Origin of the sequence: Aeromonas sp. QDB11 (assembly GCF_027705265.1) — a bacterium.
Classification (GTDB): Bacteria; Pseudomonadota; Gammaproteobacteria; order Enterobacterales; family Aeromonadaceae; genus Aeromonas; species Aeromonas allosaccharophila.
This window is the reverse complement of sequence record NZ_JAPDBM010000002.1, coordinates 26,504-53,381: the sequence shown is the minus strand read 5'-3', so window position 1 is coordinate 53,381 and position 26,878 is coordinate 26,504. Positions and strand designations below refer to the sequence as shown.

22 protein-coding genes are annotated in these 26,878 nt (G+C 60.7%); 7 read left to right on the top strand and 15 right to left on the bottom strand.

Features of this window, described 5'->3' with window-relative positions:
- Positions 1 to 82 precede the first annotated feature (82 nt).
- The 4 genes from pflB to OKC40_RS01055 all read right to left on the bottom strand — a co-directional run bounded on the left by pflB (position 83) and on the right by OKC40_RS01055 (position 7,029).
- Complete coding sequence (pflB, locus tag OKC40_RS01070) at positions 83 to 2,365, bottom strand: formate C-acetyltransferase (protein WP_042062283.1); 2,283 nt, start codon at positions 2,363 to 2,365, stop codon at positions 83 to 85.
- Between the two features lie 46 nt (positions 2,366 to 2,411).
- Positions 2,412 to 3,260 (bottom strand): formate transporter FocA, encoded by an 849-nt coding sequence (gene focA / locus OKC40_RS01065; protein ID WP_042062281.1) that lies wholly within the window; start codon positions 3,258 to 3,260, stop codon positions 2,412 to 2,414.
- A 381-nt stretch (positions 3,261 to 3,641) separates the two neighbouring features.
- Positions 3,642 to 5,402, bottom strand: coding sequence for a 30S ribosomal protein S12 methylthiotransferase accessory factor YcaO (gene ycaO, locus OKC40_RS01060; protein ID WP_270793860.1), 1,761 nt, complete (start codon positions 5,400 to 5,402; stop codon positions 3,642 to 3,644).
- 193 nt (positions 5,403 to 5,595) lie between these two features.
- Positions 5,596 to 7,029: a glycoside hydrolase family 1 protein gene (locus OKC40_RS01055; protein WP_270793859.1), complete on the bottom strand. Its 1,434-nt coding sequence runs from the start codon at positions 7,027 to 7,029 to the stop codon at positions 5,596 to 5,598.
- Between the two features lie 166 nt (positions 7,030 to 7,195).
- On the opposite strand from OKC40_RS01055, the gene OKC40_RS01050 reads away from it, so the two are divergent.
- On the top strand, positions 7,196 to 8,059 hold the full coding sequence (locus OKC40_RS01050) for a LysR family transcriptional regulator (protein WP_270793858.1): 864 nt from the start codon (positions 7,196 to 7,198) through the stop codon (positions 8,057 to 8,059).
- 36 nt (positions 8,060 to 8,095) lie between these two features.
- On the opposite strand, the gene OKC40_RS01045 is transcribed toward OKC40_RS01050, so the two are convergent.
- Complete coding sequence (locus tag OKC40_RS01045) at positions 8,096 to 8,845, bottom strand: substrate-binding periplasmic protein (RefSeq protein WP_270793857.1); 750 nt, start codon at positions 8,843 to 8,845, stop codon at positions 8,096 to 8,098.
- A 176-nt stretch (positions 8,846 to 9,021) separates the two neighbouring features.
- Entirely contained in the window at positions 9,022 to 11,286 is a 2,265-nt protein-coding gene (metE, locus tag OKC40_RS01040) for a 5-methyltetrahydropteroyltriglutamate--homocysteine S-methyltransferase (protein ID WP_270793856.1), read from the bottom strand.
- Between the two features lie 304 nt (positions 11,287 to 11,590).
- Between metE and OKC40_RS01035 the strand changes: the two genes are divergently transcribed.
- Positions 11,591 to 12,514, top strand: coding sequence for a LysR substrate-binding domain-containing protein (locus OKC40_RS01035; RefSeq protein WP_058051621.1), 924 nt, complete (start codon positions 11,591 to 11,593; stop codon positions 12,512 to 12,514).
- Positions 12,515 to 12,597: 83 nt separating this feature from the next.
- On the top strand, positions 12,598 to 13,500 hold the full coding sequence (locus OKC40_RS01030) for a LysR family transcriptional regulator (RefSeq protein ID WP_139405969.1): 903 nt from the start codon (positions 12,598 to 12,600) through the stop codon (positions 13,498 to 13,500).
- A 63-nt stretch (positions 13,501 to 13,563) separates the two neighbouring features.
- Here OKC40_RS01030 and OKC40_RS01025 read toward each other — a convergent pair whose 3' ends face one another.
- Positions 13,564 to 14,454 carry a LysR family transcriptional regulator gene (locus OKC40_RS01025; RefSeq protein ID WP_139405971.1) on the bottom strand — a complete coding sequence of 297 codons (891 nt, stop codon included), beginning with the start codon at positions 14,452 to 14,454 and terminating at the stop codon, positions 13,564 to 13,566.
- Between the two features lie 101 nt (positions 14,455 to 14,555).
- On the opposite strand from OKC40_RS01025, the gene OKC40_RS01020 reads away from it, so the two are divergent.
- From OKC40_RS01020 to OKC40_RS01010, 3 genes are all read left to right on the top strand, one after another.
- The gene (locus OKC40_RS01020) at positions 14,556 to 15,194 is read left to right on the top strand and encodes an NAD(P)-dependent oxidoreductase (RefSeq protein ID WP_139709485.1); all 639 of its coding nucleotides are present in this window, start codon (positions 14,556 to 14,558) and stop codon (positions 15,192 to 15,194) included.
- 428 nt (positions 15,195 to 15,622) lie between these two features.
- Complete coding sequence (locus tag OKC40_RS01015) at positions 15,623 to 16,681, top strand: isopenicillin N synthase family dioxygenase (RefSeq protein WP_270793855.1); 1,059 nt, start codon at positions 15,623 to 15,625, stop codon at positions 16,679 to 16,681.
- 125 nt (positions 16,682 to 16,806) lie between these two features.
- Complete coding sequence (locus tag OKC40_RS01010; protein ID WP_270793854.1) at positions 16,807 to 17,970, top strand: trans-sulfuration enzyme family protein; 1,164 nt, start codon at positions 16,807 to 16,809, stop codon at positions 17,968 to 17,970.
- A 117-nt stretch (positions 17,971 to 18,087) separates the two neighbouring features.
- On the opposite strand, the gene OKC40_RS01005 is transcribed toward OKC40_RS01010, so the two are convergent.
- From OKC40_RS01005 to OKC40_RS00995, 3 genes are all read right to left on the bottom strand, one after another.
- On the bottom strand, positions 18,088 to 19,752 hold the full coding sequence (locus OKC40_RS01005; protein ID WP_270793853.1) for an AMP-binding protein: 1,665 nt from the start codon (positions 19,750 to 19,752) through the stop codon (positions 18,088 to 18,090).
- Between the two features lie 97 nt (positions 19,753 to 19,849).
- Positions 19,850 to 20,128 (bottom strand): YfcL family protein, encoded by a 279-nt coding sequence (locus tag OKC40_RS01000; RefSeq protein ID WP_042062259.1) that lies wholly within the window; start codon positions 20,126 to 20,128, stop codon positions 19,850 to 19,852.
- A gap of 99 nt (positions 20,129 to 20,227) precedes the next feature.
- A complete protein-coding gene (locus OKC40_RS00995) occupies positions 20,228 to 21,343 on the bottom strand; it encodes an ATP-NAD kinase family protein (protein WP_270793852.1) in 1,116 nt (371 codons plus the stop codon).
- 120 nt (positions 21,344 to 21,463) lie between these two features.
- On the opposite strand from OKC40_RS00995, the gene OKC40_RS00990 reads away from it, so the two are divergent.
- Positions 21,464 to 22,201, top strand: a complete 738-nt coding sequence (locus OKC40_RS00990; protein ID WP_005352619.1) for a TerC family protein — start codon at positions 21,464 to 21,466, stop codon at positions 22,199 to 22,201.
- Between the two features lie 93 nt (positions 22,202 to 22,294).
- On the opposite strand, the gene OKC40_RS00985 is transcribed toward OKC40_RS00990, so the two are convergent.
- From OKC40_RS00985 to OKC40_RS00965, 5 genes are all read right to left on the bottom strand, one after another.
- Positions 22,295 to 22,783, bottom strand: coding sequence for an OmpA family protein (locus OKC40_RS00985; protein ID WP_042657590.1), 489 nt, complete (start codon positions 22,781 to 22,783; stop codon positions 22,295 to 22,297).
- A gap of 28 nt (positions 22,784 to 22,811) precedes the next feature.
- Positions 22,812 to 24,050, bottom strand: a complete 1,239-nt coding sequence (locus OKC40_RS00980; protein WP_234664755.1) for a diguanylate cyclase domain-containing protein — start codon at positions 24,048 to 24,050, stop codon at positions 22,812 to 22,814.
- Positions 24,047 to 24,604, bottom strand: coding sequence for a YfiR family protein (locus tag OKC40_RS00975; RefSeq protein ID WP_270793851.1), 558 nt, complete (start codon positions 24,602 to 24,604; stop codon positions 24,047 to 24,049). The genes OKC40_RS00980 and OKC40_RS00975 overlap by 4 nt, the downstream gene beginning before the upstream one ends.
- Positions 24,605 to 24,792: 188 nt before the next feature.
- Positions 24,793 to 26,340: a transcriptional regulator TyrR gene (gene tyrR, locus OKC40_RS00970; protein ID WP_058051631.1), complete on the bottom strand. Its 1,548-nt coding sequence runs from the start codon at positions 26,338 to 26,340 to the stop codon at positions 24,793 to 24,795.
- A 148-nt stretch (positions 26,341 to 26,488) separates the two neighbouring features.
- The gene (locus OKC40_RS00965; RefSeq protein ID WP_058051632.1) at positions 26,489 to 26,827 is read right to left on the bottom strand and encodes a 4a-hydroxytetrahydrobiopterin dehydratase; all 339 of its coding nucleotides are present in this window, start codon (positions 26,825 to 26,827) and stop codon (positions 26,489 to 26,491) included.
- Between the last annotated feature and the right edge of the window lie 51 nt (positions 26,828 to 26,878).

The following is a 26,878-nucleotide window of genomic DNA, read 5'->3' as shown; positions in this document are numbered from 1 at the left end:
TTGTCCACGGAGTTCTTTAGCAATAAAACCAGACATAAAAAAACCGGCGCCTTGGCGCCGGTTTTTGCTCACTGCGTCTCGATTACAGAGAAGCGGTGAAGGTACGGGTGATGACGTCTTGCTGTTGCTCTTTGGTCAAAGAGTTGAAGCGAACGGCATAACCGGATACGCGGATGGTCAACTGCGGATATTTCTCCGGGTTTTCCATGGCGTCCAGCAGCATTTCACGGTTCATCACGTTCACGTTCAGGTGCTGACCACCTTCCAGGTTGGACTCGTGATGGAAGTAACCGTCCATCAGGCCAGCCAGGTTGGCTTTCTGGGCTTCCATATCTTTACCCAGCGCGTTCGGCACGATGGAGAAGGTATAGGAGATACCATCTTTAGCGTAAGCGAACGGCAGCTTGGCGACGGAAGTCAGGGAAGCAACTGCCCCCTTCTGGTCACGACCGTGCATCGGGTTGGCACCCGGGCCGAACGGAGCACCTGAACGGCGGCCATCCGGAGTGTTACCGGTCTTCTTGCCATATACCACGTTAGAGGTGATGGTCAGAACAGACTGGGTAGCAACAGCACCACGGTAGGTGTTCAGCTTCTGAATTTTCTTCATGAAGCGCTCAACCAGGTCACAGGCGATGTCATCGACGCGAGCGTCGTTGTTACCGAACTGCGGGTATTCACCGTCGATTTCGAAGTCGATGGCAACGCCATCTTCGTCACGAACCGGCTTGACCTTGGCGTACTTGATAGCAGACAGGGAGTCAGCGGCTACGGACAGACCCGCGATACCACACGCCATGGTGCGATATACGTCACGGTCGTGCAGCGCCATCAGAGAGGCTTCGTAGCTGTACTTGTCGTGCATGTAGTGGATGATGTTCAGCGCAGCAACGTACTGCTTGGCCAGCCAATCCATGAAGCTATCCAGACGAGACATGACATCGTCATAGTCCAGGAACTCGGAGGTCACCTTGTCAGTTTTAGGACCGACCTGGATCTTGAGCTTCTCGTCGATACCGCCGTTGATTGCATACAGCATGGTCTTGGCCAGGTTGGCACGAGCACCGAAGAACTGCATCTGCTTACCAATCACCATCGGGGACACACAGCAAGCGATGGCGTAGTCATCGTTGTTGAAGTCCGGACGCATCAGGTCATCGTTCTCGTACTGAACAGAAGAGGTCTCGATGGATACCTTGGCGCAGTACTTCTTGAAACCGACCGGCAGCTTCTCGGACCACAGGATGGTCAGGTTCGGCTCAGGGGACGGGCCCATGGTGTACAGGGTGTTCAGCATACGGAAGCTGTTCTTGGTGACCAGGGTACGGCCATCAACGCCCATACCGGCCAGGGTCTCGGTCGCCCACATCGGGTCGCCGGAGAACAGTGAATCGTATTCCGGGGTACGCAGGAAGCGAACCATACGCAGCTTCATGACCATGTGGTCCATCAGCTCCTGGGCTTCTTGCTCGGTGATCAGGCCTTTCTTCAGGTCACGCTCGATGTACACGTCCAGGAAGCTGGAGGTACGACCAAAGGACATGGCGGCACCGTTCTGGGACTTGACTGCCGCCAGGTAGGCGAAGTAGGTCCACTGTACGGCTTCTTTGGCGTTCTTGGCCGGTACGGAGATATCGCAACCGTACTTGGCAGCCATCACCTTCATCTGTGCCAGGGCACGGTGCTGCTCGGAGATCTCTTCGCGCAGACGGATGGTGGCTTCCAGGTTGACGCCGTTTTCCAGGTCAGCTTGCAGGGACTTGAACTGGGCCAGTTTGTCGGCCATCAGGAAGTCGATACCGTACAGAGCGACACGACGGTAGTCACCGATGATACGGCCACGGCCGTAGGCATCCGGCAGACCGGTGATAACACCAGACTTGCGGCAGTTCAGGATGTCTTTGGTGTAAACGTCAAACACGCCCTGGTTGTGAGTCTTGCGGTACTCGGTGAAGATCTTCTCGACCATCGGGTCCAGTTGACGACCGTACACTTCGCAAGAAGTTTTAACCATCTTGATACCGCCGTTGGCGATGATGGCGCGCTTCAGCGGCTTGTCAGTCTGCAGACCAACGATCTGCTCCAGGCTCTGATCGATATAACCGGCATCGTGTGCGGTAATGGTGGAGGGCAGGTCAGTATCAAAATCGACCGGCGCATGAGTGCGGTTCTCGATCTTGATGCCTTCCATGACCTTGTCCCACAGCTTGGTGGTTGCTTCGGTCGCGCCAGCCAGGAAGGACTCGTCACCTTCATACGGGGTGTAGTTCTTCTGGATGAAGTCACGGGTGTTGACAGAGGTCTGCCATTCACCGGCCGCGAAGCCTTCCCATGCTTTTTGGAACTGTTCGTTAAGTTCTGCCATTTTTCATTACCTCACACGGTATTGATGTAGTATCCCGAAATCATCCTTAATGATGACGACGGAAGATAAACCAGTAAGTCAGACCAACCATCACGCCACCACCGATGATATTGCCGATGGTAACAGGGATGAGGTTGTGTAGGACGAAGTTGGATACGGTCAGGTCAGCAAAGGTTGCCGGATCCTGGCCGATGGCCTGCCAAAATTCCGGACTAGCCACGCTGTGGATAGCGATACCAACCGGAATCATAAACATGTTTGCGATGCTGTGCTCGAAACCTGCTGCAACGAACATGGCAACCGGCAGCAGCATAACTACTACCTTGTCAGTCGCGCTGCGGGCACCGAAGGCCATCCAGGCAGCAAGACACACCATCAGGTTACAGAGGATACCCAGCGCCACCGCTTCGAAGAAGGTGTGGTGAATTTTGTGTTGGGCCACTTTCAGGGCATTGAGGCCCCACTGACCATCCGCCGCGGTGTATTCCGCCGACATGATGATGAGGCCAACCATCAGCAGACCACCGATCAGGTTACCGAAGTAAACCAAACCCCAGTTCTTGAGCAGTTGCGCCCAGCTGATGCGATTGGCGGCCTTGGCCACCAGCGTCAGGGTGGTGGAGGTGAACAGCTCGGCACCGAGCAGCACACACAGAATAAGACCGAGGGAGAAACAGAGACCACCAACCAGCTTGGCCATGCCCCAGGACATAGAGCCGGAACCGGTCGTGACTGTGATGTAGAAGATAAACGCGATGGCGATGAAAGCGCCTGCGGTGATGGCCAGTGGAATGACCTTGTATGCCGGCTTGGTGGCCTTGGCATAGGTGATGTCTTCAGCCAATGCAGCGATGGCTTCGGGCTTGAGACAATCGAATGGGGATTCAGCTTTCAATTATTTTCTACCTGAATGTTTTGCCTGTTGAAATCATAACAAAGGCCCAAATAGCCAAAATTGACATTGATCAAGTTTATCAGACTGCGAATGTAATTTTACTACAAATATTTTAGTGCAACGGCTGCGCCAGTTTACACCAGGTTTCAGCTGAAACAGAAATGCCACGTTTTTAATACAATGATTTTAAAGAATTTATTGGCATGCACGTAAAGCAGGTATTGGCAAGATATCTTTGCAGTCCGGTTGCACATCCCCTGCCCTGTCATCAACCCCATTAGGGGTATTTTTTGTTTTTTATTTCATCTTTGAATAACAAACCCGTGCCTTGCCGCACGATAAACAGAAGGGGCCACACGGCCCCTTCCTTTACAGTAACGATCACGCCCAGTGATGGGCTCGCTTGGCTTTTTGCAGCTTCTCGTAGGCCGCCAGCAGCTTCTGGTGCAGCGGGAACTGGGAGAGCGACAAGTCGGCCGCCTCCAGCCCGTGGAAGCGCGCTTCGCCACTGGCATTGGCCCATGCCTGGGCCAGCGTCTCTTCGCCATACATGCGGGTGAAGACGGCGCGATACTGCTCCGGATCCCGCTCCTCGTCGAGAAACAACTCGACGCAGGCGCGCAGGGCGCGGTAGTAGCTGGCTCGCTCGGCAGTGAATACTGACTGGTTGAACTCCATGGTCCAGTCGATGAGATCCATCGCCGTCTCCAGCTCACCGGCGGCCAGCGCCAGCATGGCTTTCAGCTCGCCAACCCGCAGAGTGTGCAGCGCGGTGCCCTTGGCGGCGGCGATGCCCAGCAGCTCGCGGACACGGGTGCGCTCGTCGTGCCCCTCTTCATCCAGTTGATCAAACAACGCCATGTACTGCTCGGCATCCCACTCCAGTGATGGCAGCGCCAGGATCACTTCGCGCAGGTTGGCGCCCATGTTGTTGTTGGCCAGCAGCAGATCTTCGGCCGGATAGATGTCGGACATGCCCGGCACCAGAATGCGGCAGGCGTAGACCCCCAGATGCTCGTAGTCGGCGATATAGACCGGCTGCTCCAGCTCGTGGAAGATGCCGATCAGGTGATCGAACTCCTCCTGCGAGGTGCCACGAAAATCCCAGTCGGCAAACTCGAAGTCCGCATCCTGCTTGAACAGATCCCAGCTGATAAGGCCGGAGGAGTCGATGAAGTGAGTCTCGAGGTTGTGGTGATCCGCTACCTGCTCGTTATCGAATGACGGCGGCACGAACACGTCGAGATCCTTGAGGCCACGGCCCTGCAGCAGCTCGGTGACGGTACGCTCGAAGGCCACCTCGAAGCGCGGATGGGCACCGAAGGAGGCAAAGCAGGTGCCATTGCTCGGGTTGAGCAGCACAACGCAGATGACCGGATAGCGGCCACCCAGGGAGGCATCGAAGCTGTAAATGGGGAAGCCTTCAGCTTCCAGCGCGGCGATGGAGGCGGCGATCCTCGGATAACGGGCAATCACCTCGTCCGGGATCAACGGCAGGCTCAGGGCCTCGGCGATGATCTTGTTCTTCACGTGGCGCTCGAACACTTCGGAGAGCGCCTGGGTGCGCGCTTCGGTGCGGGTGTTGCCGGCGCTCATGCCGTTGGAGACATAGAGGTTGCCGATGATGTTCATCGGGATATAGACGGTCTGGTGGTCAGACTGGCGCTCGAACGGCAGCGCGACGATACCGCGCTCCTCGTTGTTTGACTGCAGATCCACCAGCATGTCGGCAGTCACTTCACCGTCCGGGTTGTAGAACTTGCGGGTAAAGCTGTCGAGCAGACCGGCCGGGAACTGATCACCCTCGATGGGGAACCACTTCTCGTTCGGGTAGTGAACGAAATCGCCGTTGGCGACCTGCTCGCCCAGATAGAAGTCTGCGAAGAAGTAGTTGGTGGAGAGACGCTCGAAATATTCGCCAAGGGCGGAAGCGAGGGCCGCCTTCTTGCTGGCACCCTTGCCGTTGGTGAAGCAGAGGGCGCACTCCTTGTCCCGAATATGCACCGACCAGACGTTCGGCACGGGGTTGAGCCAGGAGGCCTCTTCGATATCAAACCCTAAGGCTTGCAGCTTGGTCTGGAAGCGTTCGATGGAGTCTTCCAGCGCCGCGTCCTTGCCGGGAATAAACGTGTGGTCAGTCATCACAATATCCTGATTTTTATTGGCTCATGTTCGGCCGCAGATAATAGCAGGGGTCGGCGGCTTTGGCAGGACAAAAATCAGCAAACAGGGATGAGTCGCACGGTGAGAAACCGGCTTGTCCCCTCTCCCCCACCACAAACAGTGCGGGCCCGGGGATTGCCCGGGCCCGCTTGTTACGCAACGCGATAAACCGTCAGAGCTGCTTGCCCTGGCTGGCGATCACCTGGCTGTACCAGTGGAAGCTCGCTTTCTTGATCCGGCGAAGGGACCCGCCCTGCTCGTCACGCTCCACATAGACGAAGCCGTAACGCTTCTGATAGCCGTTGAGCCAGCTCAAGATGTCGGTGAACGACCAGGCGCAGTAACCGAGCAGCTCGACGCCATCCTGCATCGCCTCCTGGCACGCCTTGACGTGGCTGCGCAGATAGTCAATGCGGTACTCATCGTTCACCTTGTCGCCCGCCTCCAGCTTGTCGAACTCGCCGAGGCCGTTCTCGGTGATCATCAGCGGCAGACCATAGCGGGAAGAGAGGCGACGCAGGGCAATGCGCATCCCGGTCGGATCGATGGCCCAGTCCCAGTTGCTAGTCTCCAGGTGCGGGTTGGGCGCCGTCTTGTAGAGGCCGGGAATGCCGCTCGATGGCGTGGTGCCCTTCTTGCCGGTGGTGTTGATCCGCTGCAGGGTCTGACCGCCCATGGGGTTATCGGTGTAGGTCAGGGTGTAGTAGTAGTTGACGCCAATGTAGTCGGGCGTGCCTTCGCGCAGCAACTCCAGATCGCCCGGCAGGATCTCCGGCGCCTCACCGTTTTCTCGCAAGTAAGCAAGCGCCGCCTGGGGATAACGGCCAAAGCAGTAGGCATCCAGCCACCAGAGGTTGTTGAACTCTTCGGCGTTCTCATAGGCCAGCATATCTTTCGGGTCGCACGACGCCGGATAGGCAGGGGAATAGGCAAAGCTCGGGCCGATGAGGCCATTTGGCACATGCTGGCGAAACGCCTTAATCACGCGGGCATTGGCCAGAAATGCGATGTGGTTGGCGGCGAAGAAACGCTTGCGGTCCTGCACTGCGGGCGGATGGGTGCCGAGCTGATAGGCGTTGGTCAGGTTGTAGTTCTGCTCGTTAAGCGACACCCAGTACTTCACCTTGCCGGCAAAGCGCTGATAGAGGGTCACGCAGTAGCGCTCGAAATCGGCGATGATCCGTCGGTCTTCCCAGCCGCCGTACTCATCTTGCAGCGCCTGCGGCAGATCCCAGTGGTAAAGGGTCAGCACCGGCTCGATCTGGTGGGCCAAGAGGGTGTCGATCAGCTTCTCGTAGAAGGCCAGACCCGCCTCGTTCACCTCGCCCCGACCGGTGGGGTAGATGCGCGGCCAGCTCACCGAGAATCGGTAGGCCTTGAGCCCCATCTCGGCCATCAGCGCCACGTCCTCCTCCATGCGGTGGTAGTGATCCACCGCCACATCGCCGTTGCTCCCCTCAAAGGTCTTGCCCGGCAGCTTGGTGAAGAGATCCCACACCGAGGGTCCCTTGCCATCGGCATTCCAGCCCCCCTCCACCTGATAGGCGGCGGAGGCTGCGCCCCACAGAAAATCGCTCGGGAAGTCGTTGAACTTGTGGTGATGCATCTGGTGTTGCTCCTTCTGCGCTGATGGTGTCAGCCATCATTGATAACTCGGCGCCCCGTGTCGGAGCGCCCGAAATGAATTGGCATCAGCATCCAACACTTCTAAAATTCCGTCCAATGACAAATATGACCACTCAACATTCCCAACAGGAATGAAAGGAGCCCTGATGGAGCTACGGGATCTGAAAGCCTTCGTCACTTTGGGGGAGGTATTGCACTTTGGCCAGGCGGCGGTGCGCCAGCATGTTACCCAGTCGGCATTGAGCAAACAGATCAGGCGGCTGGAGGAGGAGCTGGGCGGCGAACTGTTCGAGCGCAACGCCAGCACCACCCGCCTCACCGGGCTGGGCAGGGCACTGTATGAGGATGCCCGCGCTGTGGTCATCCAGAGTGAGCAGCTGTCACGCACCGCCCGCGACGTGCTGGCGGGCAATGGCGGCACCCTGCGCATCGGCTTTGGCGTGGCCACCAAGATCCTGGTGCCCGCCGCCATCGCCCGTTTTCGCGCCGAGCGGCCGCAGGTGACCATAGAGCTCAACGATCTCTCCACCCACCACCAGCTACTGGCGCTGAGTGAAGGCAAGCTGGATCTGGGTTTTTGCCGCCTGCCAGCCCCCAAGGGGTGGCACGCCCTGCCGGTGGTCGAAGCCCACTTCGTCGCCGTGCTGCCCGCCAGCTACCGCGATGTGAGGGAGTTGGCGGATCTGGTGGACAAGCCACTGGCAATCCTGCGCCGGGACAAGGCGCCGTCGTTTTACGATCACCTGATGAACTATCTGGCCCAGAGCGGGCTGCGCTTTCGCGATATCCAGTACGTCAACGACTTCGCCGCCGGGGTCGCCACCGCGGCCGCAGAGATCGCCTGGACCCTGGTCCCCTCCTCCACCACCATAGAGCACCCGGATGTGCTCACCTTGCCCCTTAGAGACGGGGAAGCCTGCTGGACCATTGGCCTTATCCGTCCGCCCCACAGCAAGGGGCCCTTGATCGATGCCTTCTGGGCAACCATCGCCGATATGACGCCAAGATAGACACGCCGTTGGCAAACAGCAGATGGCGGCCGCGCATCAACGATAGCGTTCGACGATACGCGCCAACTCGCCGCTTTGCCGTAGCTGTTGCAGGGCTCGGTTGAACTCGGTTATCCGGGTATTGAAGCGGGAGTGCTTGCCGATGCAGAGGTTGAACGGGGTCGAGGCGAGCCGCAGCGGCACCTCGACCACCAGCCCGGACAACCCCAGCTGGTTGAGCTTGAAGCGTGCCACCAGCGGATCGGTCACCATCAGATCGCCCCGACCCGCCGCCAGCATTTTAAAGACGTTATCGACGTTGATGGTGTGATGAACGGTGAAACCGGCCAGATTCTCCTTGCCCCAGCCGTTGCCCAGATAGTCGAGAAAGGTGAACGTCTTGAGGTCGCTCAAGCCTCTGGCTCGCTGAAACTCAGCCATCCGGGGGTGACCAAGCTGAGTAAATATCGTCATGATCGTCGATGTGACTGGCTCATCCACCATCAGGGTATAAGTGCGCCGCTCCAGTGTGGCGACAGTCACGAAGCCATCTGCCTGCGCCATCAGCACCATTTTTTGCGCCCGTTGCCACGGATAGCCTTCGTGGCGCACCCGCAGCCCCATCTGCGCCGCCACCCGATCCATCACATCGATCATCAGCCCGCGCATCTTGCCCTGTTCGTCACGCCACGAATATGGGGCGAAGTCGTCAAAGTAGGCCATTTTCAACTCGCTAGCGGGCGCAGCCAGGGCACTCTGCCACATCAGCAATCCCCAAAGAATTGCGCTCCCCAGACTGACTCTCATGGCCGCGACTCCATCCACCTCTGTCCACTCTGAGCCTAGTGCAAAGCGGGCTGCGGCAAGGCTCAGGATCCAGTGGAAAAAGTGGACAACGAAAAAAGAGAGGGGAAGCACTGGCTTCCCCTCTCTCGTTAGCTTGTCAGCACACCACCTTATCGATGGCGGTCACAGCCTTCTGGTTACGCCAGCTCGGCGCGTAGCGCCCTGGTGGCATTGACCATCACCTTGAGTGCGGCCTCGGTCTCCTCCCAGCCGCGGGTCTTGAGGCCACAATCCGGGTTGACCCACAGCCGCTCGGCCGGGATCTGTTTGGCCGCCTTGCGCAGCAACCCCTCAATCCAGCTCTGGCTCGGTACGTTCGGCGAGTGAATGTCATAGACACCCGGGCCAATCTCGTTGGGGTAGTTGAAGCGCTCGAACGCTTCGAGCAGCTGCATCTGGCTGCGGCTGGTCTCGATGGTGATCACGTCCGCATCCAGCGCCGCCACCGCCTCGATGATGAGGTTGAAGTCGCTGTAACACATGTGGGTGTGGATCTGGGTGCTGTCCGCCACCGGGCTCGCGCTCAGGCGGAAGGCCCGCACCGCCCAGTCCAGATAAGCCTGATGATCCTGCTTGCGCAGCGGCAGCCCTTCGCGGATCGCCGGTTCATCGATCTGGATGATCTTGATGCCAGCGGCTTCCAAGTCAGCAACCTCGTCGCGAATGGCCAGCCCGATTTGCAGGGCAGATTGCTCGCGGCTCACGTCTTCGCGCGGGAAAGACCAGCAGAGGATGGTCACGGGGCCGGTCAGCATCCCCTTCACCGGCTTGTCGGTCAGGCTCTGGGCAAACTTTGTCCACGCCAGGGTCATGGGGGTCGGGCGGTCGATGTCACGGGTGATCACCGGCGGCTTGACGCAGCGGGAGCCATAGCTCTGTACCCAACCGAAACGGGTGATGGCAAAGCCATCCAGCAGCTCACCGAAATACTCCACCATGTCATTGCGCTCGGCCTCGCCGTGCACCAGCACGTCCAGCCCGATGGCCTCCTGACGCGCGATGGCATCGCGGATCTCCGCCTGAATGCCCGCCTCGTAGGTGCTGTCATCGATGCGACCGGCGCGCCAATCCTGCCGCAATACCCGGATCTGCGAGGTCTGCGGGAAGGAGCCGATGGTGGTGGTGGGCAGCAGCGGCAGCTTGAGCTCCGAGCGCTGCAGCTCGGCCCTGACCGGATAGGGGCTGTGACGATCAAAATCGCTGTTGGTGAGGCTGGCGAGCCGTGACTGCACCGCTTTTTTGTGCACCCGGCTGTCAGACTCCCGATCGACGATGGGCTGGCTGTAGGCGGTGATCTTGTCGAGCTCGCCCCCATCCAGATACTCTCTGAGCAGTCCCAGCTCGAAGCATTTTTGCAGGGCGAAAGCGAACCAGCTGCGGGTCTGGGGATCCAGCTCCTGCTCCAGGGTCAAATCCACCGGGCTGTGCAGCAATGAGCAGGATGAGGCCACCCAGAGCCGCTCGCCGAGTTTGGCTTTCAGCGATTTCAGGGTCGGCGCCAGCTTGGCCAGATTGGCACGCCAGACGTTACGGCCGTTGATGACCCCGGCGGAGATGACCCACTGGGCCGGCAGATGCGGCACCAGGGTCTCCAGCTGTTCGGAAGCGGCCACCAGATCCAGATGCAGGCCATCCACTTTCAGGCTGGTGATGATGTCGCGCTGATGAGCCACCGAACCGAAATAGGTGGTGAGCAGCAGCTTGCAGGGGCCCGCGAGGCGCTCGTAGGCGTTGAGGTAGGCCAGCCGCCACTCGTCCGGCAAGTCCAGCGTCAGCGCAGGTTCGTCGATCTGTACCCACTCCACCCCTTGGGCGGCCAGTTTGGCCAGGATCTCCTGATAGACAATCAGCAGGCGATCGAGCAGTTCAAGGCGAGAGAAGCCGCTCTCTTTCTCCTTGCCAAGCCACAGGTAGGAGATTGGCCCCAACAGCACCGCCTTGACTGGCAGCCCCAGCGCTTTGGCCTCTTCGACCTCGTCAAACAACTGGCTCCAGCCCAGCTTGAAGCGCTGGTCACGGCTGAATTCCGGCACCAGATAGTGGTAGTTGGTGTTGAACCATTTGGTCATCTCGGCAGCGGCGGCAGATGGGCCGGTCGGCGCACGACCACGGGCCACCCGGAACAGGGTGTCGAGGTCGGTCTCGCCATGACGGTGACGGGCAGGCACCGCATCCACCAGCAAGCTGGTGCCGAGCACCTGATCGTACCAGGCAAAATCCCCCACCGGCAGCAGATTAACCCCGGCGGCGTGCTGGGCCTGCCAGTGGCGTTCACGCAGCGTCTTTCCCACGGCAACGAGTTCGGCCTGAGTGGTCTCGCCACGCCAGTAGGATTCGAGGGCAAATTTCAGCTCGCGCTTGGCGCCGATACGGGGGAAGCCCAGGGTGTGTGCGCGTGTCATAGGTTCATTTCCTTATGCTCATTCATCTGATGGGAAACTGGATGCTTTAGCCATCCAGATGTTTACACATCCAAAATGACAAGATAAGGTGACGCTGGCTATTGAATCCTCTTCAACTGGCTCTCAAATAATCCTCAACTGACCGCCGAGCAGGTTCACCGCGAGGATACAGAGGCCGATTTTGCATGTGTTAAGAAGTGCAGGAGCAAGCAAGAAGGCAGGATAAAGAGGCGCAGGAGGCTAAAGGTCAGGCCGCGCCGACAGCATTATCAGCGCCATACGCAATCTCACAAGGAGCCATCTTATGGCAGTGCCAAGCAATTCAGGGATAGAGATCAAACACTTGAAAACATTGACCGCGCTGGCCGAGCAGGGCTCGCTGGCCGGTGCGGCGCTGACCCTCAACCTCACCCAGTCCGCCCTCTCCCACCAGCTCAAAGAGCTGGAGACCCGCCTCAATCTGGAGCTCTACCTGCGCAAAAGCCGCCCGCTGGTGCTGACCGCGGCAGGCAGCCAGCTGCTCGCCCTCGCCCGGCAGGTACTGCCCGCCCTGGCCCAGACCGAGAAGCAACTGCAGGCCCTGCAGAGCGGCGATGCGGGCAGGCTGCATCTGGCGCTCGATTGCCACAGTTGCATCCAGTGGCTGCTGCCACTGTTGCCCGAGTTTCGCCGCCAGTGGCCGGGGGTGGATCTGGAGGTGGAATCGGTGCCGGGCTTTGATGCCATCAATGCCCTGCTCGGCGGCCAGCTCGACCTGCTGCTCACCTCCGACGTGCAGGCGCGCGGCGATCTCCACTTCGAGCCGCTGTTTGCCTTCGATCTCACCCTGGTGATGGCGCCGGATCACCCCCTCTGCCACCAGAGTCGCATCGAGCCGGGCGATCTGGGGCCTGAGGTGCTGCTGGTCTATCCGGTGGAGCGCAGCCGCATGGATATCTTCAGCCGCTTTTTGCAGCCCGCCGGGGTGGAGCCCGCCCGCTGCAAGCCGGTGGACAACACCTCGGTGATGCTGCAGATGGCCGCCGCCGGCCTTGGCGTCGCCGCCCTGCCGCGCTGGGCCAGCGACGAGTTTGTCAGACAGGGGATGCTCTGCGCCCGCCCCCTCGGCAGCGGTATTCGTCGCCATATGTACGGCGCGGTGCGGGCCGCCGATCGGGATCAAGCCTGCCTGCAAAGCCTGTTCGCACGCATTCGCGGCAAGATGGGGGATGGTTGGAGCGCGGAATAAATCACAGCAGTGGCAGGCAATGCTGGCCTGACAAAGGGCAGATCAGTATCCTGATACTTTAATTTTGCTTAACGGTAACTGGCATGTCTCAAGTCGATCTCAATCTCTTTCGCGTCCTCGATGCCGTGATCCGCTATGGCGGCGTCACCACGGCGGCCGAGATGATGGAGATGACCCCCTCCGCCATCAGTCAGGCCATCAGCCGTCTGACTGCGCTGGTGGGCGAGCCGCTGTTTGTGCGGCAGGGGCGCGGCATTACCCCCACGGCGCGGGCGCTGAGCCTGCACCACGAGATCATGGTGCCGCTGCACGACATGGAGCGCAGCCTGCAACGCACCGATCTCTTTGACCCCCATACCAGCCGACGCACCTTCCGCATCGCGGGGGTGCCCGATATCGACATCTTCTTCCTGCCCGAACTCAACCACCTGCTGCAGACCCAGGCCCCCAACTGCCAGCTGGAGTGGAATACCCAGGTGCAGGACGAAGCCCTGCGCCAGAACAGCCTCTATCTGCACAGCGTGGATCTGGTGCTGGCGACCAAGCCGATGGCAGAGCAGGGGATCGAAAATGAGCAGATCATGTCGCAAGCCCTGCGCATCGCCTGCCGCAAGGATCACCCGAGGATCCGCCAGGCCCCCGACATGACCGCCTTCTTCAACGAAAAGCATGTGGTGTTGCAGGCCAGACGGCTCGACAACCTGCTGCTCAACACCCTGACCAAGGCGCCGCTGCCCCCGCGCCAGATCGCCTACGAGAGCGACTCCCTGCTCACGGCCCTTCATCTGGTGAGTCGTACCGACTGGCTCTGCGTCGCTAGCCAGTGGCACATGGAGATGCTGGGTCATACCCTGGACCTGGCCAGCTACCCCCTCCCCTGGCTCTCGGAGGATTGTCCGGTCTACATGAGCTGGCACAAGAGTTCCAATCAGGATGCCGGGCTGAACTGGCTCAAGCAGCAGGTGCGAACCGTCTGCTCGATTTAAGCCGACTTAACGGTAAGCAACAGCCAGCACGGCTCCTCGTCCTGACTGCGGCCCAACTGGCCCTCAGACCGACAGCGTCGTGCCGAAATAGCTGCGCAGCGCCTCCACCACCCGCCGCACCTTCTCCGGGATCTCCCGCTGCGGTGTGATGGCGTGGATCTCCATCGGAGCAACCCGAAAACCGGGCAGCAATTCGAGCAGACGACCCTGCGCCAGATCCTCGCTGATTTCGCCCTCCGGCTGCAGCGAGATCCCCTGCCCCGCCAGCGCGAACTGGCGCAGGGGCAACACGTTGTTGCAGAGCACCTTGGCCTTGAACCTCACCCTGTGTTCCCCCCCTTTTTCATCCAGCAGCAGTAAACCGCTGCCCAGCATCTCGCCACAGAGCCAGTCGTGGGTCGCCAGATCGGTGGGGGTGCGCGGCGTTCCCTTGCGCGCCAGATAGGCGGGCGCGGCGCACAGCAGCATCCGGGTCTGGCCCAGCTTGCGGGCCACCAGGGTCGAGTCAGGCAGACTGCCAACCCGCAGCGCCACGTCGATCCGCTCGGCAATCAGATCCCGTTTCTCGTCGTCGGCGATGATCTGGATGGTGAGGCCGGGGTGGGCCTGCAACAGCGGCGAGAGCGCCAGTGCCAGCGGCTGGCCCGCCATCCCCACCGGCGCGGTGATCCGCACTTCACCGAGCAGACTATCGCGCACCTCCGAGAGGCGCAGCTCGGTCTCGCTCAGGGTCTGCTGCAACGCCCGGCACCCTTGCCATACCACCTCTCCCGCCTCGGTCAGACTGAGGCGACGGGTAGAGCGATGGAGCAGAGTCAGCCCGAGCAGGTTCTCCAGCTGGCTGATATGCTGACTGACAGCAGAGGGAGTCATGCCGAGGGATTTGGCCGCACCGGTCATGCTGCCCGCCTCCACCACGGCGGCGAAAATGGCGTAACGTCTGAGCTGCTCCATTATTAAATCCAGCTTATAAGTGAATGCATTTTTGCGGTGATTATTAAATCACATCCGGGGGCGTAGGATAGCCCCATTCCAACAGTGAAGGAGAGTTTCCCATGAAGATTGCCCTGATCGGTGCCAGCGGTTTTGTCGGTTCAGCCATCCTGAACGAGGCCGTCAGCCGCGGCCATCACGTCACCGCCATCGTTCGCGATGTCAGCAAGGTGGCCGCTCATCCGCAGGTCACTGCCGTGGCGGTGGATGCCCAGAACCCTCAGGCGCTGGCCGAGGTGCTCAAGGGGCACGATCGGGTGATCAGCGCCTACAACCCGGGCTGGAGTGCGCCGGATATCTACGACCAGTACCTCAAAGGGGCCAGCGCCATTGTCGAGGCGACCAAAGCCATCAATGGCTGGCTGCTGGTGGTCGGTGGAGCTGGCAGTCTGGAGGTTGCTCCCGGCGTACAACTAGTGGATACCCCGGAATTCCCGACCGAATGGCAACAGGGGGCCCTGGCCGCCCGTGACGGTCTCACCGCCCTGCGCCGTGAAACCGCCCTCGACTGGCGCTTTGTCTCTCCCCCGGTGTTCCTGGAACCCGGCGAGAAGCGCGGCGGCTATCGCATGGGGGGTGATCAGGTGCTGTTCAGTGGCGAACAACCTGCCGGGATCACGGTTGGCGATCTGGCCGATGGCGTGCTGAACGAGGCGGAAAAACCGGCTCACCTGCGCCAGCGCTTTACCCTGGGTTACTGAGAACCGCGGGTGATTCAGGCCAGATATTCGCGGTCACTCCCCCGTTACCCCGGTCAGGTGAAAAACCGCTAAACCACAAGGGAGGCATCAGCCTCCCTTCTGTTTTTGGCATTTTGCCGCTAGCAGCTTGCCTCTGGTTGCCCCTCCTCCCCTTATCATTCCCCTCCCCCCCCTCAACGGCTGCGCAATAAACAGCCACCCCATCAAGCACCGAATTCCATTTCGAATTTTGTATATAACTAAGAATAATTTGTTGTTTCCGTCTTATAACACCGAACAGTAGCATCACCCTCATTCCAGATGGCGCCATACAGCAAGCACATACCGCCGTGCTGTCGTGCCACCCGTTTGCCGCTCATCAGGCCTGCCAACAGCGGAGGCCGTGCAAGAGATGGCGCCAGAGATAACGAAAGAGTGAGGAGGTGTACATGGAACAGTCATCACTGCCGATCATCGATCTGGCCGCCCTCAAGGGGACGCCCGACCAGCGTCACCCTATGCTGGCCAAACTGGCGGTAGCTGCCCGTGATGTGGGCTTTTTCTATCTGACAGGACACGGTCTGAGCGAGACCGACCAGCGGGAAACCCTGGCGCTGGCAGAGCGTTTCTTTGCTCTGCCGGAGCAGGAGAAGCTGGCGGTGCAGATGGTCAACAGCCCCCACTTTCGCGGCTACAACCGGGTCGGTGCCGAGCTGACCCGCCAACGACCGGATCTGCGGGAGCAGTTCGATATCATGAATGAGGCGCAGGCCCTGCCTGCGGCGCAGATCCGTGAACCCTGGCAGCGGCTGATCGGCCCCAACCAGTGGCCGACCGCCCTGCCCGAGATGAAAGCCCATCTGCTGGGGTGGCAGGAGCGACTGAGCGATATTACCCTCACCCTGCTCGCCGCCTTCGCCGAGGTGCTGGAACAGCCGGTCGGGGTGTTTGACGACAGCATCCGTGGCGCCCCCTACCAGCACATGAAGCTCATTCACTACCCGGGACAAGAGACGGGCGGCAGCAGTCAGGGGGTCGGCGCCCACAAGGATCCCGGCTACCTGACCCTGGTAATGCAGGACGATCACTCAGGGTTGGAGGTCGAGACGGCCGATGGCTGGATCTCCGCACCGCCCCTGCCGGGGGCGCTGGTGGTCAATATCGGCGAGCTGCTGGAGCTTGCCTCCAACGGTTATCTCAAGGCGACCCTGCATCGGGTGGTGAGCCCGCCGCCCGGGGTTTCGCGCCTCTCCTGCGCCTTCTTTATGGCGGCGCGGCTCGATGCCACCGTGCCACTGCTCACCCTCTCCCCCGAGCTGGCGGCGCAGGCGCAAGGGCCGGAGAGTGACCCGACCAACCCGCTCTTCTATCAGGTAGGAGAAAACGTACTCAAGGGGCGGCTGCGCTCCCACCCGGATGTAGCGGCGCGTCACTATGCTGCTCCCTATGCCAACAACGATGCCGCACCATCGCAACCAAGGTCGCAGCGGGAGCGGGAAATCGCCTGAACCCGCGGGGGGATGGCTATCACCCGAGAGAATAAGTCACCGAGAGGGACGCCAGCGGCGCCCCTTCATACCGATTTTAAACACGGAACATCAGGGCCAACAGCTGGCCCGAACGGAGTAATACGATGAAATTCAAGACCATGAGCGTACACAGCGGCCAGCGGATCGATCCCCAGACCGGCGCCCTCACCACCCCGCTCTATCAGAGCAGCACCTTCAGCTACTTCAACGCTCAGGCGGGCAAGGAACGTTTCGCCGGTCAGGCACCGGGCTTTATCTACAGCCGCTTTGGCAACCCCACTACCGCCGAGCTGGAGCAGAAACTGGCGGCGCTCGAAGGTGCCGATGAAGCGCTGGTAGTCGCGAGCGGCATGGCGGCGGTCAGCGCCATCATGTATGCGCTGGCCGACAGCGGCGATGAGGTGGCCTATATCGGCCCGCTCTATGGCGGCACCGATGCCTTCTTGAAGCAGACCTTCAGCCGTGCCGGCATCAAGGTCACCGCCTACGAGAGCGATCGGGATCTGCTGGCCAACATCCGTCCCGCCACCAAGGTGGTACTGTTCGAAACCCTGACCAACCCCACCCTCAAGGTGGTGGACCCACGGTTGGTGGTAGAGGCGGCCCGCAAGGTAGGCGCCATCACCGTGTGTGACAACACCTTCCTTACCCCCTACCTGCTGCGTCCGCTCGAGCTTGGCATCGACATCGTGATGCACAGCGGCACCAAGTATCTGGGCGGCCACGGCGACATCATTGCCGGGGTGGTGGCGGGCTCTCACGCGCTGATGAAATCAGTGCGCACCGTGGCCCTCAAACATATTGGCTCCCCCATCGGCCCGCAGGAGGCCTACCTGCTGCAGCGCGGGGTCAAGACTCTGCCACTGCGGATGGATGCCCATTTGAATAATGCGCAAAAGGTGGCCGAGTTTCTGGCCGCCCACCCGGCGGTGAAGAAGGTGATCTACCCGGGCCTTGCCAACCATCCGGGCCACGATGCCCTCGGCGCCTTCGCCAGCGGCTTTGGCGGCATGGTGAGCATTGAACTTGAAGGAGGGTTTGCCCACTGTGCCACCCTGCTCGACAACCTGCAGCTGTTCGTGCAGGCGGTGAGCCTGGGGGATCTCGAGAGTCTGGCCTGCCATCCGGCCAGCACTACCCACGCCGCCATGGACGAGGCGAGCCGCCTTGCCGCAGGGGTCAATGACGATCTGATCCGCTTCAGCATCGGGGTGGAAGATGCCGACGATCTGATCGCCGACTTGGCCGCCGCGCTGGCGCTGATCTAGCCAGCGGCGCCTTTGCGGCAACCTTCAACACAGGGGCTCGTCACCAAGCCCCAAACAGAACAACGGCCCATCAAGGGCCGTTGTTGTCTGATATCGCGATGTCGAGAACAGAGGGATTTACTCCTCCCACACCACCACTTGCGATGAGGGCCAGCGATCCCCGACATGGGCATATTTTTGCTCCAGCAGGTGACGCTTGATCTTCATGGTGGGGGTCAGCACGCCATTCTCGATATTCCAGGGGCTCTTCACCACCAGAATGCCGCGAATTTTGGCATGGGACTCCAGCTGATCGTTAACCCGCACCCGCGCCGCCTCCAGTCTGGCATTGATCTCGTCCCGATTGCCCTTCATGGCGCTCTCGGCCAGCTGCACCAGCGCAATGGGCTGGGGCATGCCATAACCGATTACGCAGAGCTGCTCGATGATGGGCTCCTGCCCCAGCAACCCTTCAATGGGCACCGGTGCCACATACTTGCCCTTGGCGGTCTTGAACACATCCTTCATCCGGCCGGTGATGGTGAGGTAACCCTCCCGGTCCAGCTTGCCCATGTCACCGGTGTGAAGCCACCCCTCGGCATCGATGGCCTCGGCGCTGTGCTCGGGATCCTTGTAGTAACCGAGCATCATCCCTTCGCAGCGGCAGAGGATCTCCCCCTCGTCGGAGATCTTGATGGTCACCCCGATCCCCGCCTTGCCGACGGTGCCAATCTTGTCGGCACGGAACGGGTAGTTGATGGTGGAGTAGGCGTGGTTCTCGGTCATGCCCCAGGCTTCCGTCACCTTGAGGCCGATGCTCAGATACCACTGCAGCAGCGCAGGGGAGACCGGCGCCGAGCCGCAGCCGAGTACACGGGCCTGATCCAGCCCCAACCCCTTTTGCAGCTTGCGTTTGATAAGACCGGAGATGAGCGGGATCTTGAGCAGCAACTCCAGTTTCTTCTGGGGCAGCTTCTCGTGGATCTTGATGCGGAACATGGCCCATAGCCGCGGCACCGAGATAAAGACGGTGGGACGGCAGCGCTTGACGTCTTCGATAAAGGTGTCGAGGGATTCGGGGAAGGCGATTTCGGCGCAACCATAGAGGCTGCCGCCGTAGACATAGACCCGCTCGGTAATGTGGGCCAGCGGCAGGTAGGAGAAGCCGCGATCATTGGCGCACAGCCCCACCGTTTCCACCAGCTTCTCGCACGACCAGGCGTAGCGCTCGACGCTCAGCATGGCCCCTTTCGGCTTGCCGGTACTGCCGGAGGTGTAGACCAGACTCAACAGGGCGTCAGGGGCCTGCACCGGGCTGTCCGCAATGGGCTCGTGCGCTTCCAGCAGGTCGTCCCACTGGTGGCTGGCTGGCATGGTGTCGTAGGGGAAGGCGATGCGCAACAGATCGGCAGGCACGCCTGCCTCCTGACTCTTCCAGTCATCCAGCTTGCCGACGAAGATGGCCTTGGCCTCGCTGTGGCGCAGCACATATTCGATGGTATCGACGTTGGCCGTCGGATAGATGGGCACGCTCACATACTGCCCCATCTGCATCGCCAGGTCGGCGATAAACCACTGGGCGCAGTTCTTGGAGAGCAGCGCCACCTTGTCACCGGCCACCAGCCCGAGGTGGCGCAAGGCCGTCACCATCCGCCGCGCTTCATCGGCCACTTCACCCCAGGTGAAGTCGACATATTCGCGGTTGATGGTTTGACGCAGGTAGGTTCGATCAGGACACTGCCGCTCCCAGTGATAGAGCATCTCGAGCGGCAGTTTATTGGCAATGCGTGAGGAGGAGGCCATAGTTTAATCCCTGAAACAAAAGGCGAAACTTATTATTAACCTTTCACTAACTTCAGGGAAGAATAAACTCAAACTTCTGTTTGAACTGTGTATCCGATCAAGCTTCTGCCTGTTGTTGCAAACGAATCCACATTGCCTGCACCAGTTTCTCATCCTCTTCGGAGAGCTCACCTTGCAAAATGGCCTCGTTGAGGCTGCGCAACACATAGCTCTTGACGTCCCGCACCAGGGTCTTGCCTTCCAGCTCGGCCCGGGCAACGGCCAATGAGATATGACCTCGCAGGTAACCCCCCGCAAACAGCTCATCGTCGGTTGCGGTGGCAACCATGCTGTCGATCAGTCCCAACAACTTGTGCTCAAAATCGTGAATCGTCATGTAACGCAGCCTCATTTGCGGCAAAAAATTCGGGGGTATGGAACCGCAATCCGGTTGATTGCGGCTCTCTGGCGCCAGGCCAGCAGCATCCCTGGCGTCCTATTCCGGGTTGGCCACCGGGTAGATGACCTGATCCTTGTATCCCGTGGTTATTCGCAAATATCCACGCAACGCCCGGTTTAATTCGGGATCATCGGTGTCCACCAGCAGCGGCCTGCCCGCAAGAGCGGCAAGCTTGGCCTTGGTTGCCAGCACCTGGATATTGTCCAGCCCGACACACCGAATCACCTCTGGACTCAATTGCTGATTTCCGCGCCCGAACAGATGTCCCTGTCCGCCGATCAGGGTAATGATCAGTCGGCAGCGACGGCCGCGGATCCGGGTCAGGATCTCGGCGGCGCTGAGATCCTGCCCGATAAGTCGGCCATTTTCCACCAGATCCACACCGAGCAAGGTATTTTCCAGACCGAGCTCTGCCATGCAGGCCGCCACCGTGCTGCCGGAACCCATCAGATAGAGGGTGTCGGGCTCCATCTGCTCCACCACACCGGCTGCGAGATCCGCCAGCACCAGCTCTTCGGACTCCTTGCCCCCCTGCTTGACTGCTTGTATATAACGTAGATCGCCGGGCACCTTCAGCTGGCCGTAGTGGCGGGCCCGCACCTTGCCCAACCGAAACGCCTCTTCGTCGATGTCGCGCACCTCGGCATCGATCAGGCTGAGCAGTTCCCCTGCGATCATCCGCGCCACCACCCGCCCGCTGGCGGCGGGCGTCACCCCGTAGACGCCGGAGTGGATCTTGCACCCCGCCGGAATGCCGAGCACATGGCAAGACTCCCCCACCGCCGCGCAGATATCCCGCGCCGTGCCATCACCACCGGCAAACAGCAGCAGATCGACCCCGGCTTCGCGCATCAGCTCGGCGGCGTGGCGGGTGTCATCGGCCGAGGTGCTCTCTCCGACCGGTTGATAGATGACCCGACAGGGCAATCCCAGCTCGCGGGCCACCGCCTCCCCCATCTCTCCCGCCACCGTCAGCAGCTCGAACGGTGCCGTCAACTCGCACAGTGGCAACAAGGCTTGCCGCGCCCGCTCCTGCGCTTTGGGCACCGCGCCTCGGGCCAGCGCCTCGGCCACCACCCCGTCACTGCCCTTGAGCCCCACTGCGCCGCCTATCCCAGCGACCGGATTGATGATGAACCCTAATCGAAACATGCCTGCCTCCCTTGCGATGGCCACCATTTTTATCTTTTCCCCCCTCAGGGACAAGCGCTGGCGCCCCTGCTAGAATGCGCTGCTTCAATTTTCCAACCAATTTTCAACCAAGGTTCAATCATGCTGGAATGGGTTCTTGATCCCTCTGCCTGGGTCGCACTCGCCACCCTTACCCTGCTCGAGATCGTGCTCGGTATCGACAACATCATCTTTATCTCCATCCTGGTGGGTCGCCTGCCGGAGGCGCAGCGTCAGAAAGCGCGCATTCTGGGTCTGGGGCTCGCCATGGGTACCCGGATCCTGCTGCTGCTCTCGCTCGCCTGGGTGATGCGCCTCACCGATCCGCTGTTCACCGTGCTGGGTGAAGCCATCTCCGGCCGCGACCTGATCCTGCTGCTGGGGGGCCTGTTCCTCATCGGCAAGAGTGCCCATGAGATCCACGTCACCCTGGAAGGGGCAGCCGAGCCGGAGAGCGTCAGCAAAGCGGCCTCGGGCTTTATCAGCACCCTGATCCAGATCGCCATTCTGGATATCGTGTTCAGTCTCGACTCGGTGATCACCGCGGTCGGCATGGCCGATCACGTGCCGGTGATGGTGCTGGCCATCATGATCGCCGTCTTCATCATGATGTTCGCCGCCAAATCTATCGGTGATTTCGTCGATGCCCACCCCACCATCAAGATGCTGGCTCTCTCCTTCCTCACCCTGGTGGGCTTCGCCCTGATGGCGGAGGGGATGGATCTGCACATTCCGAAGGGCTACATCTACTTCGCCATGGCCTTCTCGCTGGTGGTAGAGATGATCAACATCCGCCTGCGCAGCCATCACGACAATAACGGGCAAAATAGCGCGCAGTAATCCCGCACCACATGCCCCCGCGACCCCAGCTGTCGCGATCAAAAAGAGCGCCTGATGGCGCTCTTTTTATGGATGACAAACGTTGAGAAGGGGTTATTGATCGCTGATGACGATGGCGACCCGGCGGTTGGCGGCCCGCCCCTCTCTGGTCTTGTTATCCGCCAGCGGCATGGTCTCGCCACGGCCATGGATCTCCAGATTGGCAGGTTTCATACCGACCGAGACCAGCACATCGGCCACCGACTGGGCCCGCTTCAGGGAGAGCTGCTGGTTGTAGCTGCTCTCGCCGGTATTGTCGGTGTGACCATCCACCCGCGCCTTGTCCAGCCCAACACCCAGCAGGGTCTTGCCCAGCTTTTCCACGGATTGGCGAGTCTGGGGATTGAGCGCCCCCACGTTGTTGGCAAACAGCACCCGGTTGGCCAGATCCAGCGTCCACCCCTCATCGGTCAGATAAAAGCCCTGCTCCTTGAGCACGGCAATCTGCTCCGCGGTCAACCCCTTGGGCGCGCTCTGGCAACCGGCCAGCAGCGACAACATCAACCCCAGCAGGGTGACTTTCAACAGGTGGGTGATCTTCATGGTTTGCTCCTCTCTTTTTCTATGTTGTTCATGCCTGTTGAGCCAGCGTGTCCGGCTCTCTGTGACGCCCCCGTTTGGTCTGATACATGGCCGCATCGGCCTGCTCACACAAGGCGCTGGCACTCATGCCCGCCTGATAGATGGCAAAGCCGATGCTCACCCCGGCCACCAGCTGACGGCCATCACGCAGCGCCACCGGCTCGCTCATCGCCTGCTGGATGCGGCCTATCACCTCTTCCACCTCATGCTGTCGCTGGAGCGGGCCAACCAGCACCGCAAACTCGTCACCACCGAGGCGAAACACCAGATCGTCCGGACGCAACTGATGCTGTATCCGTCTCGAGAGCGCGATCAGCACATCGTCGCCACCATTGTGGCCGAAGGTATCGTTGATCTGCTTGAAGCGATCGCAGTCGAGATAGAGCAGCGCAAACCCCTCCTGCTCGCCGAGGGAGATAGCCTGCGCGAGTCGCGCTTCAAACAGGGCGCGATTGGGCAGACCGGTGAGGGCATCGTGGGTCGCCTGATGGAGCAAGCTCGCATTCTCGCGGGCTTGCTGAGCCTGCCAGGCTTGCAATTCATCCAGCAGGGAGTTGAAGTCATCCCCCAGCTCGTTGAGCTCAACGATATCGGCCGGTGGCGCCCGCATCCCTAGGGTGCGTTGCCGGCGTACCGAGTGGGCAACCCGTGCCAGTTTGCGCAGCGGCGAGGTGATGGAGACCTGCATCCGGCCAGCCACATAGAGTGCCACCAGGGCGCTCACTACCAGACAGACCACCATCGCCAGCAGTGCCGAGAGTAAAAACAGCAGCAGGTACTCGCCATGACCGCGCAACTCGATGGTGGCGATCTGCTCGCCGCCCCGCAGCATGGGCGTCTTGACCGGCCCCGGCATCAGCAGTTGGGCCAGATAGTCTTCGAGCGTCACCAGCGGATTGCTTCTGGGGCGCACCCAGCTGGCGAGCGGTTTCCCATCGGTAAGGACGATGCGAGCCTCGGCGACCTCCTCGTGGGCGACAATCCCGCCGAGCGCCTCGCTCGCCGCCTCCTCATCGTGGAACACCACCGCCGCCTCGGCGCTGTAGCTGATGGCGCGGGCGACCAGTTCCAGATTGTGGGCGGCGTAAAAGCGCACCACCAGCAGGGCAACCAGCGTAAAGAAGAGTCCCGCCACACTGACGGCTGTGATGGCAGCCACCAGATGGGTTCGTCCCAGGCTCTGACGCAGGGTCAGACGGCGGGGAGCCGCGCTCACCTGTCGTCTCATGGGACCCCCTTGTCGGCATGGGCCAGCTTGAGTACGGCGGGATGCACTCGCACGCCACTGAGCGCCAGGGCATCGAGGTTGACGTTAAAGCGCACCCGCTCGCTCTGTGGCGAGGCCTGCAGACAGAACACCGAGCTGGTGGAGCAGTCGTGGTTGTATTCGCTGATGCTGAGCACAGGGTGGCCCTGCAGGCGGGCAAATAGCGCAAGCCGGGTCGGTTCATCGAGCACGCCAAGATAGAGTACATCGCAGTTGTCGCTGATGGCGGGGTCGCTCGCCTCGTAACGATTGACCTGAACGGCGCGGCCATTGGCCTGACGATCGATGGTAAAGAGGGCGCCAGCATATTCGGTCGGCGCCGCCACGCACATGCGCAGCACCGCAGGTTCGGTGGGCCAGCGGGTGTAGCTCAGAATATCGAGCACCAGCTCTCTGACGGCCATCGACCGGCTCTCCGCCGCCGTTTCCGCCAGTGCGCGGGGCAGCAGCAGCCCGAACGCCACCAACAGGAGCGCCAGACGAGCAAGGGGACGGGGGAAAACGAGTAACAGCATGATCGGGTACTGGCCGCCTTGACAACACCGCAGCAGTGGCACTGCGGTTCGGGTAAATGAACTCTGATAGTAAGGTGGCTTATGCTGCTCTGACAACTCTCCCCTGCCCTCGTTTTCGGGCGCAGTGTCAATAAACGCAAGAGCCCGTCTGGTGACGGGCTCTGTGATGGCAGGCATCAAGCGCGAGCTCACTTCTTGCTGATACCATATTCCCGCAGCTTGTTGGCGATGGCGGTGTGCGACACGCCCAGGCGCTTGGCCAGCTGGCGCGTTGACGGGAAGGCAGGATAGAGCCGGGCCAGCAGCTGGCTCTCGAAGCGCTTCACCGCATCGTCCAGATCCCCTTCGAACCACTCGTCGATGAGCGGCGCGGTGTCGGCCGCCACCGGCAGATCGATCTGCTCCGGCCCCAGCTCATCCCCTTCCAGCAGGGTCATGGCGCGGTAGAGACAGTTGCGCAGTTGGCGCACGTTGCCCGGCCAGCGGTAAGCGGTCAGGTAGTCGGCCATGTTGCGGGTAAAGCGCGGACGGGGCCGCTGCAATTCGCTGGCAAAGCGGGAGACAAACTGCTGGGCCAGCACCATGATGTCCGCCTTGCGCTCGCGCAGGGGGGGTAGCGCCAGACTCAGTACGTTGAGGCGGTAGTAAAGATCCTCACGGAAGGTTCCCTCATGCACCAGATCCAGCAACTGCTTCTGGGTGGTGCAGATGAAACGCACGTTGACCTTCACCTCCTGCTCGTCACCGACCCGGCGGAATACTCCATCCTGCAACACCCGCAAAAACTTGGTTTGCAGATGGGGAGACATGTCGCCGATCTCGTCCAGCATCAGGGTGCCGCCGCTGGCCAGCTCCAGCACGCCGCGCTTGCCTTCGGTGTTATTGCCAAAGGCGCCGGGGGCATAACCAAACAGCTCACTCTCGGCCACGTTATCGGGCATGGCGGCGCAGTTGAGGGCCATAAAGGGGTGACTGGAGCGCAGGCTGGCACCGTGACAGGCGCGGGCCAACAGCTCCTTGCCGGTGCCGGTCTCGCCGACAATCAGCAGCGGCGCGTCCTGCATCGCCAGTTTGCGCGCTTGCGACAGCACCTCTTTCATCTTGGGACTCTCGGCCTGCAGATGCTCGAAGCCCCCCACTTCCACCGCATGAAGCGCGCTGAAGTGCAGGCCGACCCGACGGGCAGATTTGAGCACCACCACGGCCCCGGCCAGCGCCTGCTTGCCGCGGGCTTCTGCCACGAACAGCGGCATCAGATCTGCCAGATACTCTTCGCCATTGAAACTGAGCTTGCAGGTCTGCGGCTTGATCTCGCTCGCCTCCAGCCAGCGGGTGAAGGAGAAACCCTTGACCAGCGAACCGAGCGCCACGCCGCGCACCTCCTCCACCGGCAAGCCGAGGGTGGTGAGGGCCGACTGGTTGGCCTGGGTCACCTTGCCCTTGCTGTCGAGAGAGAAAACCAGATCCGGCAGCGCCTTGAGCAGCGCCTCGATTTCGTGATGCTCACGCTCGGAGGGCATGTAGGGGATGGTCTTGACGTCGTAGACGCCGGGAATGCGACGGATCTCCGGCATCAGATGCTGAAAATCACTGAACTCCAGCTCGGGAAAGTTGAGATAGATGATGCCTGAGGTATCGATTTCGATGCCGCGCAGATCGATATTGTGCTCCACCAGGCGGTCGAGCAGTTCCCGGGTCAGGCCCAGGCGGTCTTCACAGCTGACTTCAAGACGCATTCGGGACACACTTCCTAGCTAACTCTATGAATGAGCGGATAATACAGTCTCGATCCCCCCAGTGCGAGCGCCAGCCCATAAAAATGCGGGCCCGCCCCGCTTTCGCAGGCAGGCCCAAACCAGCACGAGTCACGGTTTGCGCACATCGTCAGCTGATTAATTGATCCGTGCGCGCTGCCATAATGAAGTCGTTGCGGTGTAATCCGCCGATCTTGTGTGTCCACCAGCTGACGGTCACCTTACCCCACTCGGTCAGGATGGCCGGATGGTGAAACTCCGCCTCCGCCAGTTCGCCCAGACGGTTGGTAAACGCCAGCGCCTCCTTGAAGTTGCGAAAAGTAAATTCCCGCCGCAGTTGCAGCGCCCCCTCCACCACCAGCGGCTGCCAGTCGGGGATAAGCTGCATCAGCTCGCGCAGCTCCTCATCGCTCACCTTGGGGGCATCGGCACGGCACGCTTCACATTGCTGGCTGGCCAGTTCGGACATGGGTTACTCCTGCTTGAATTAATGAAAAATTAATGAATATGAAATAGGGTT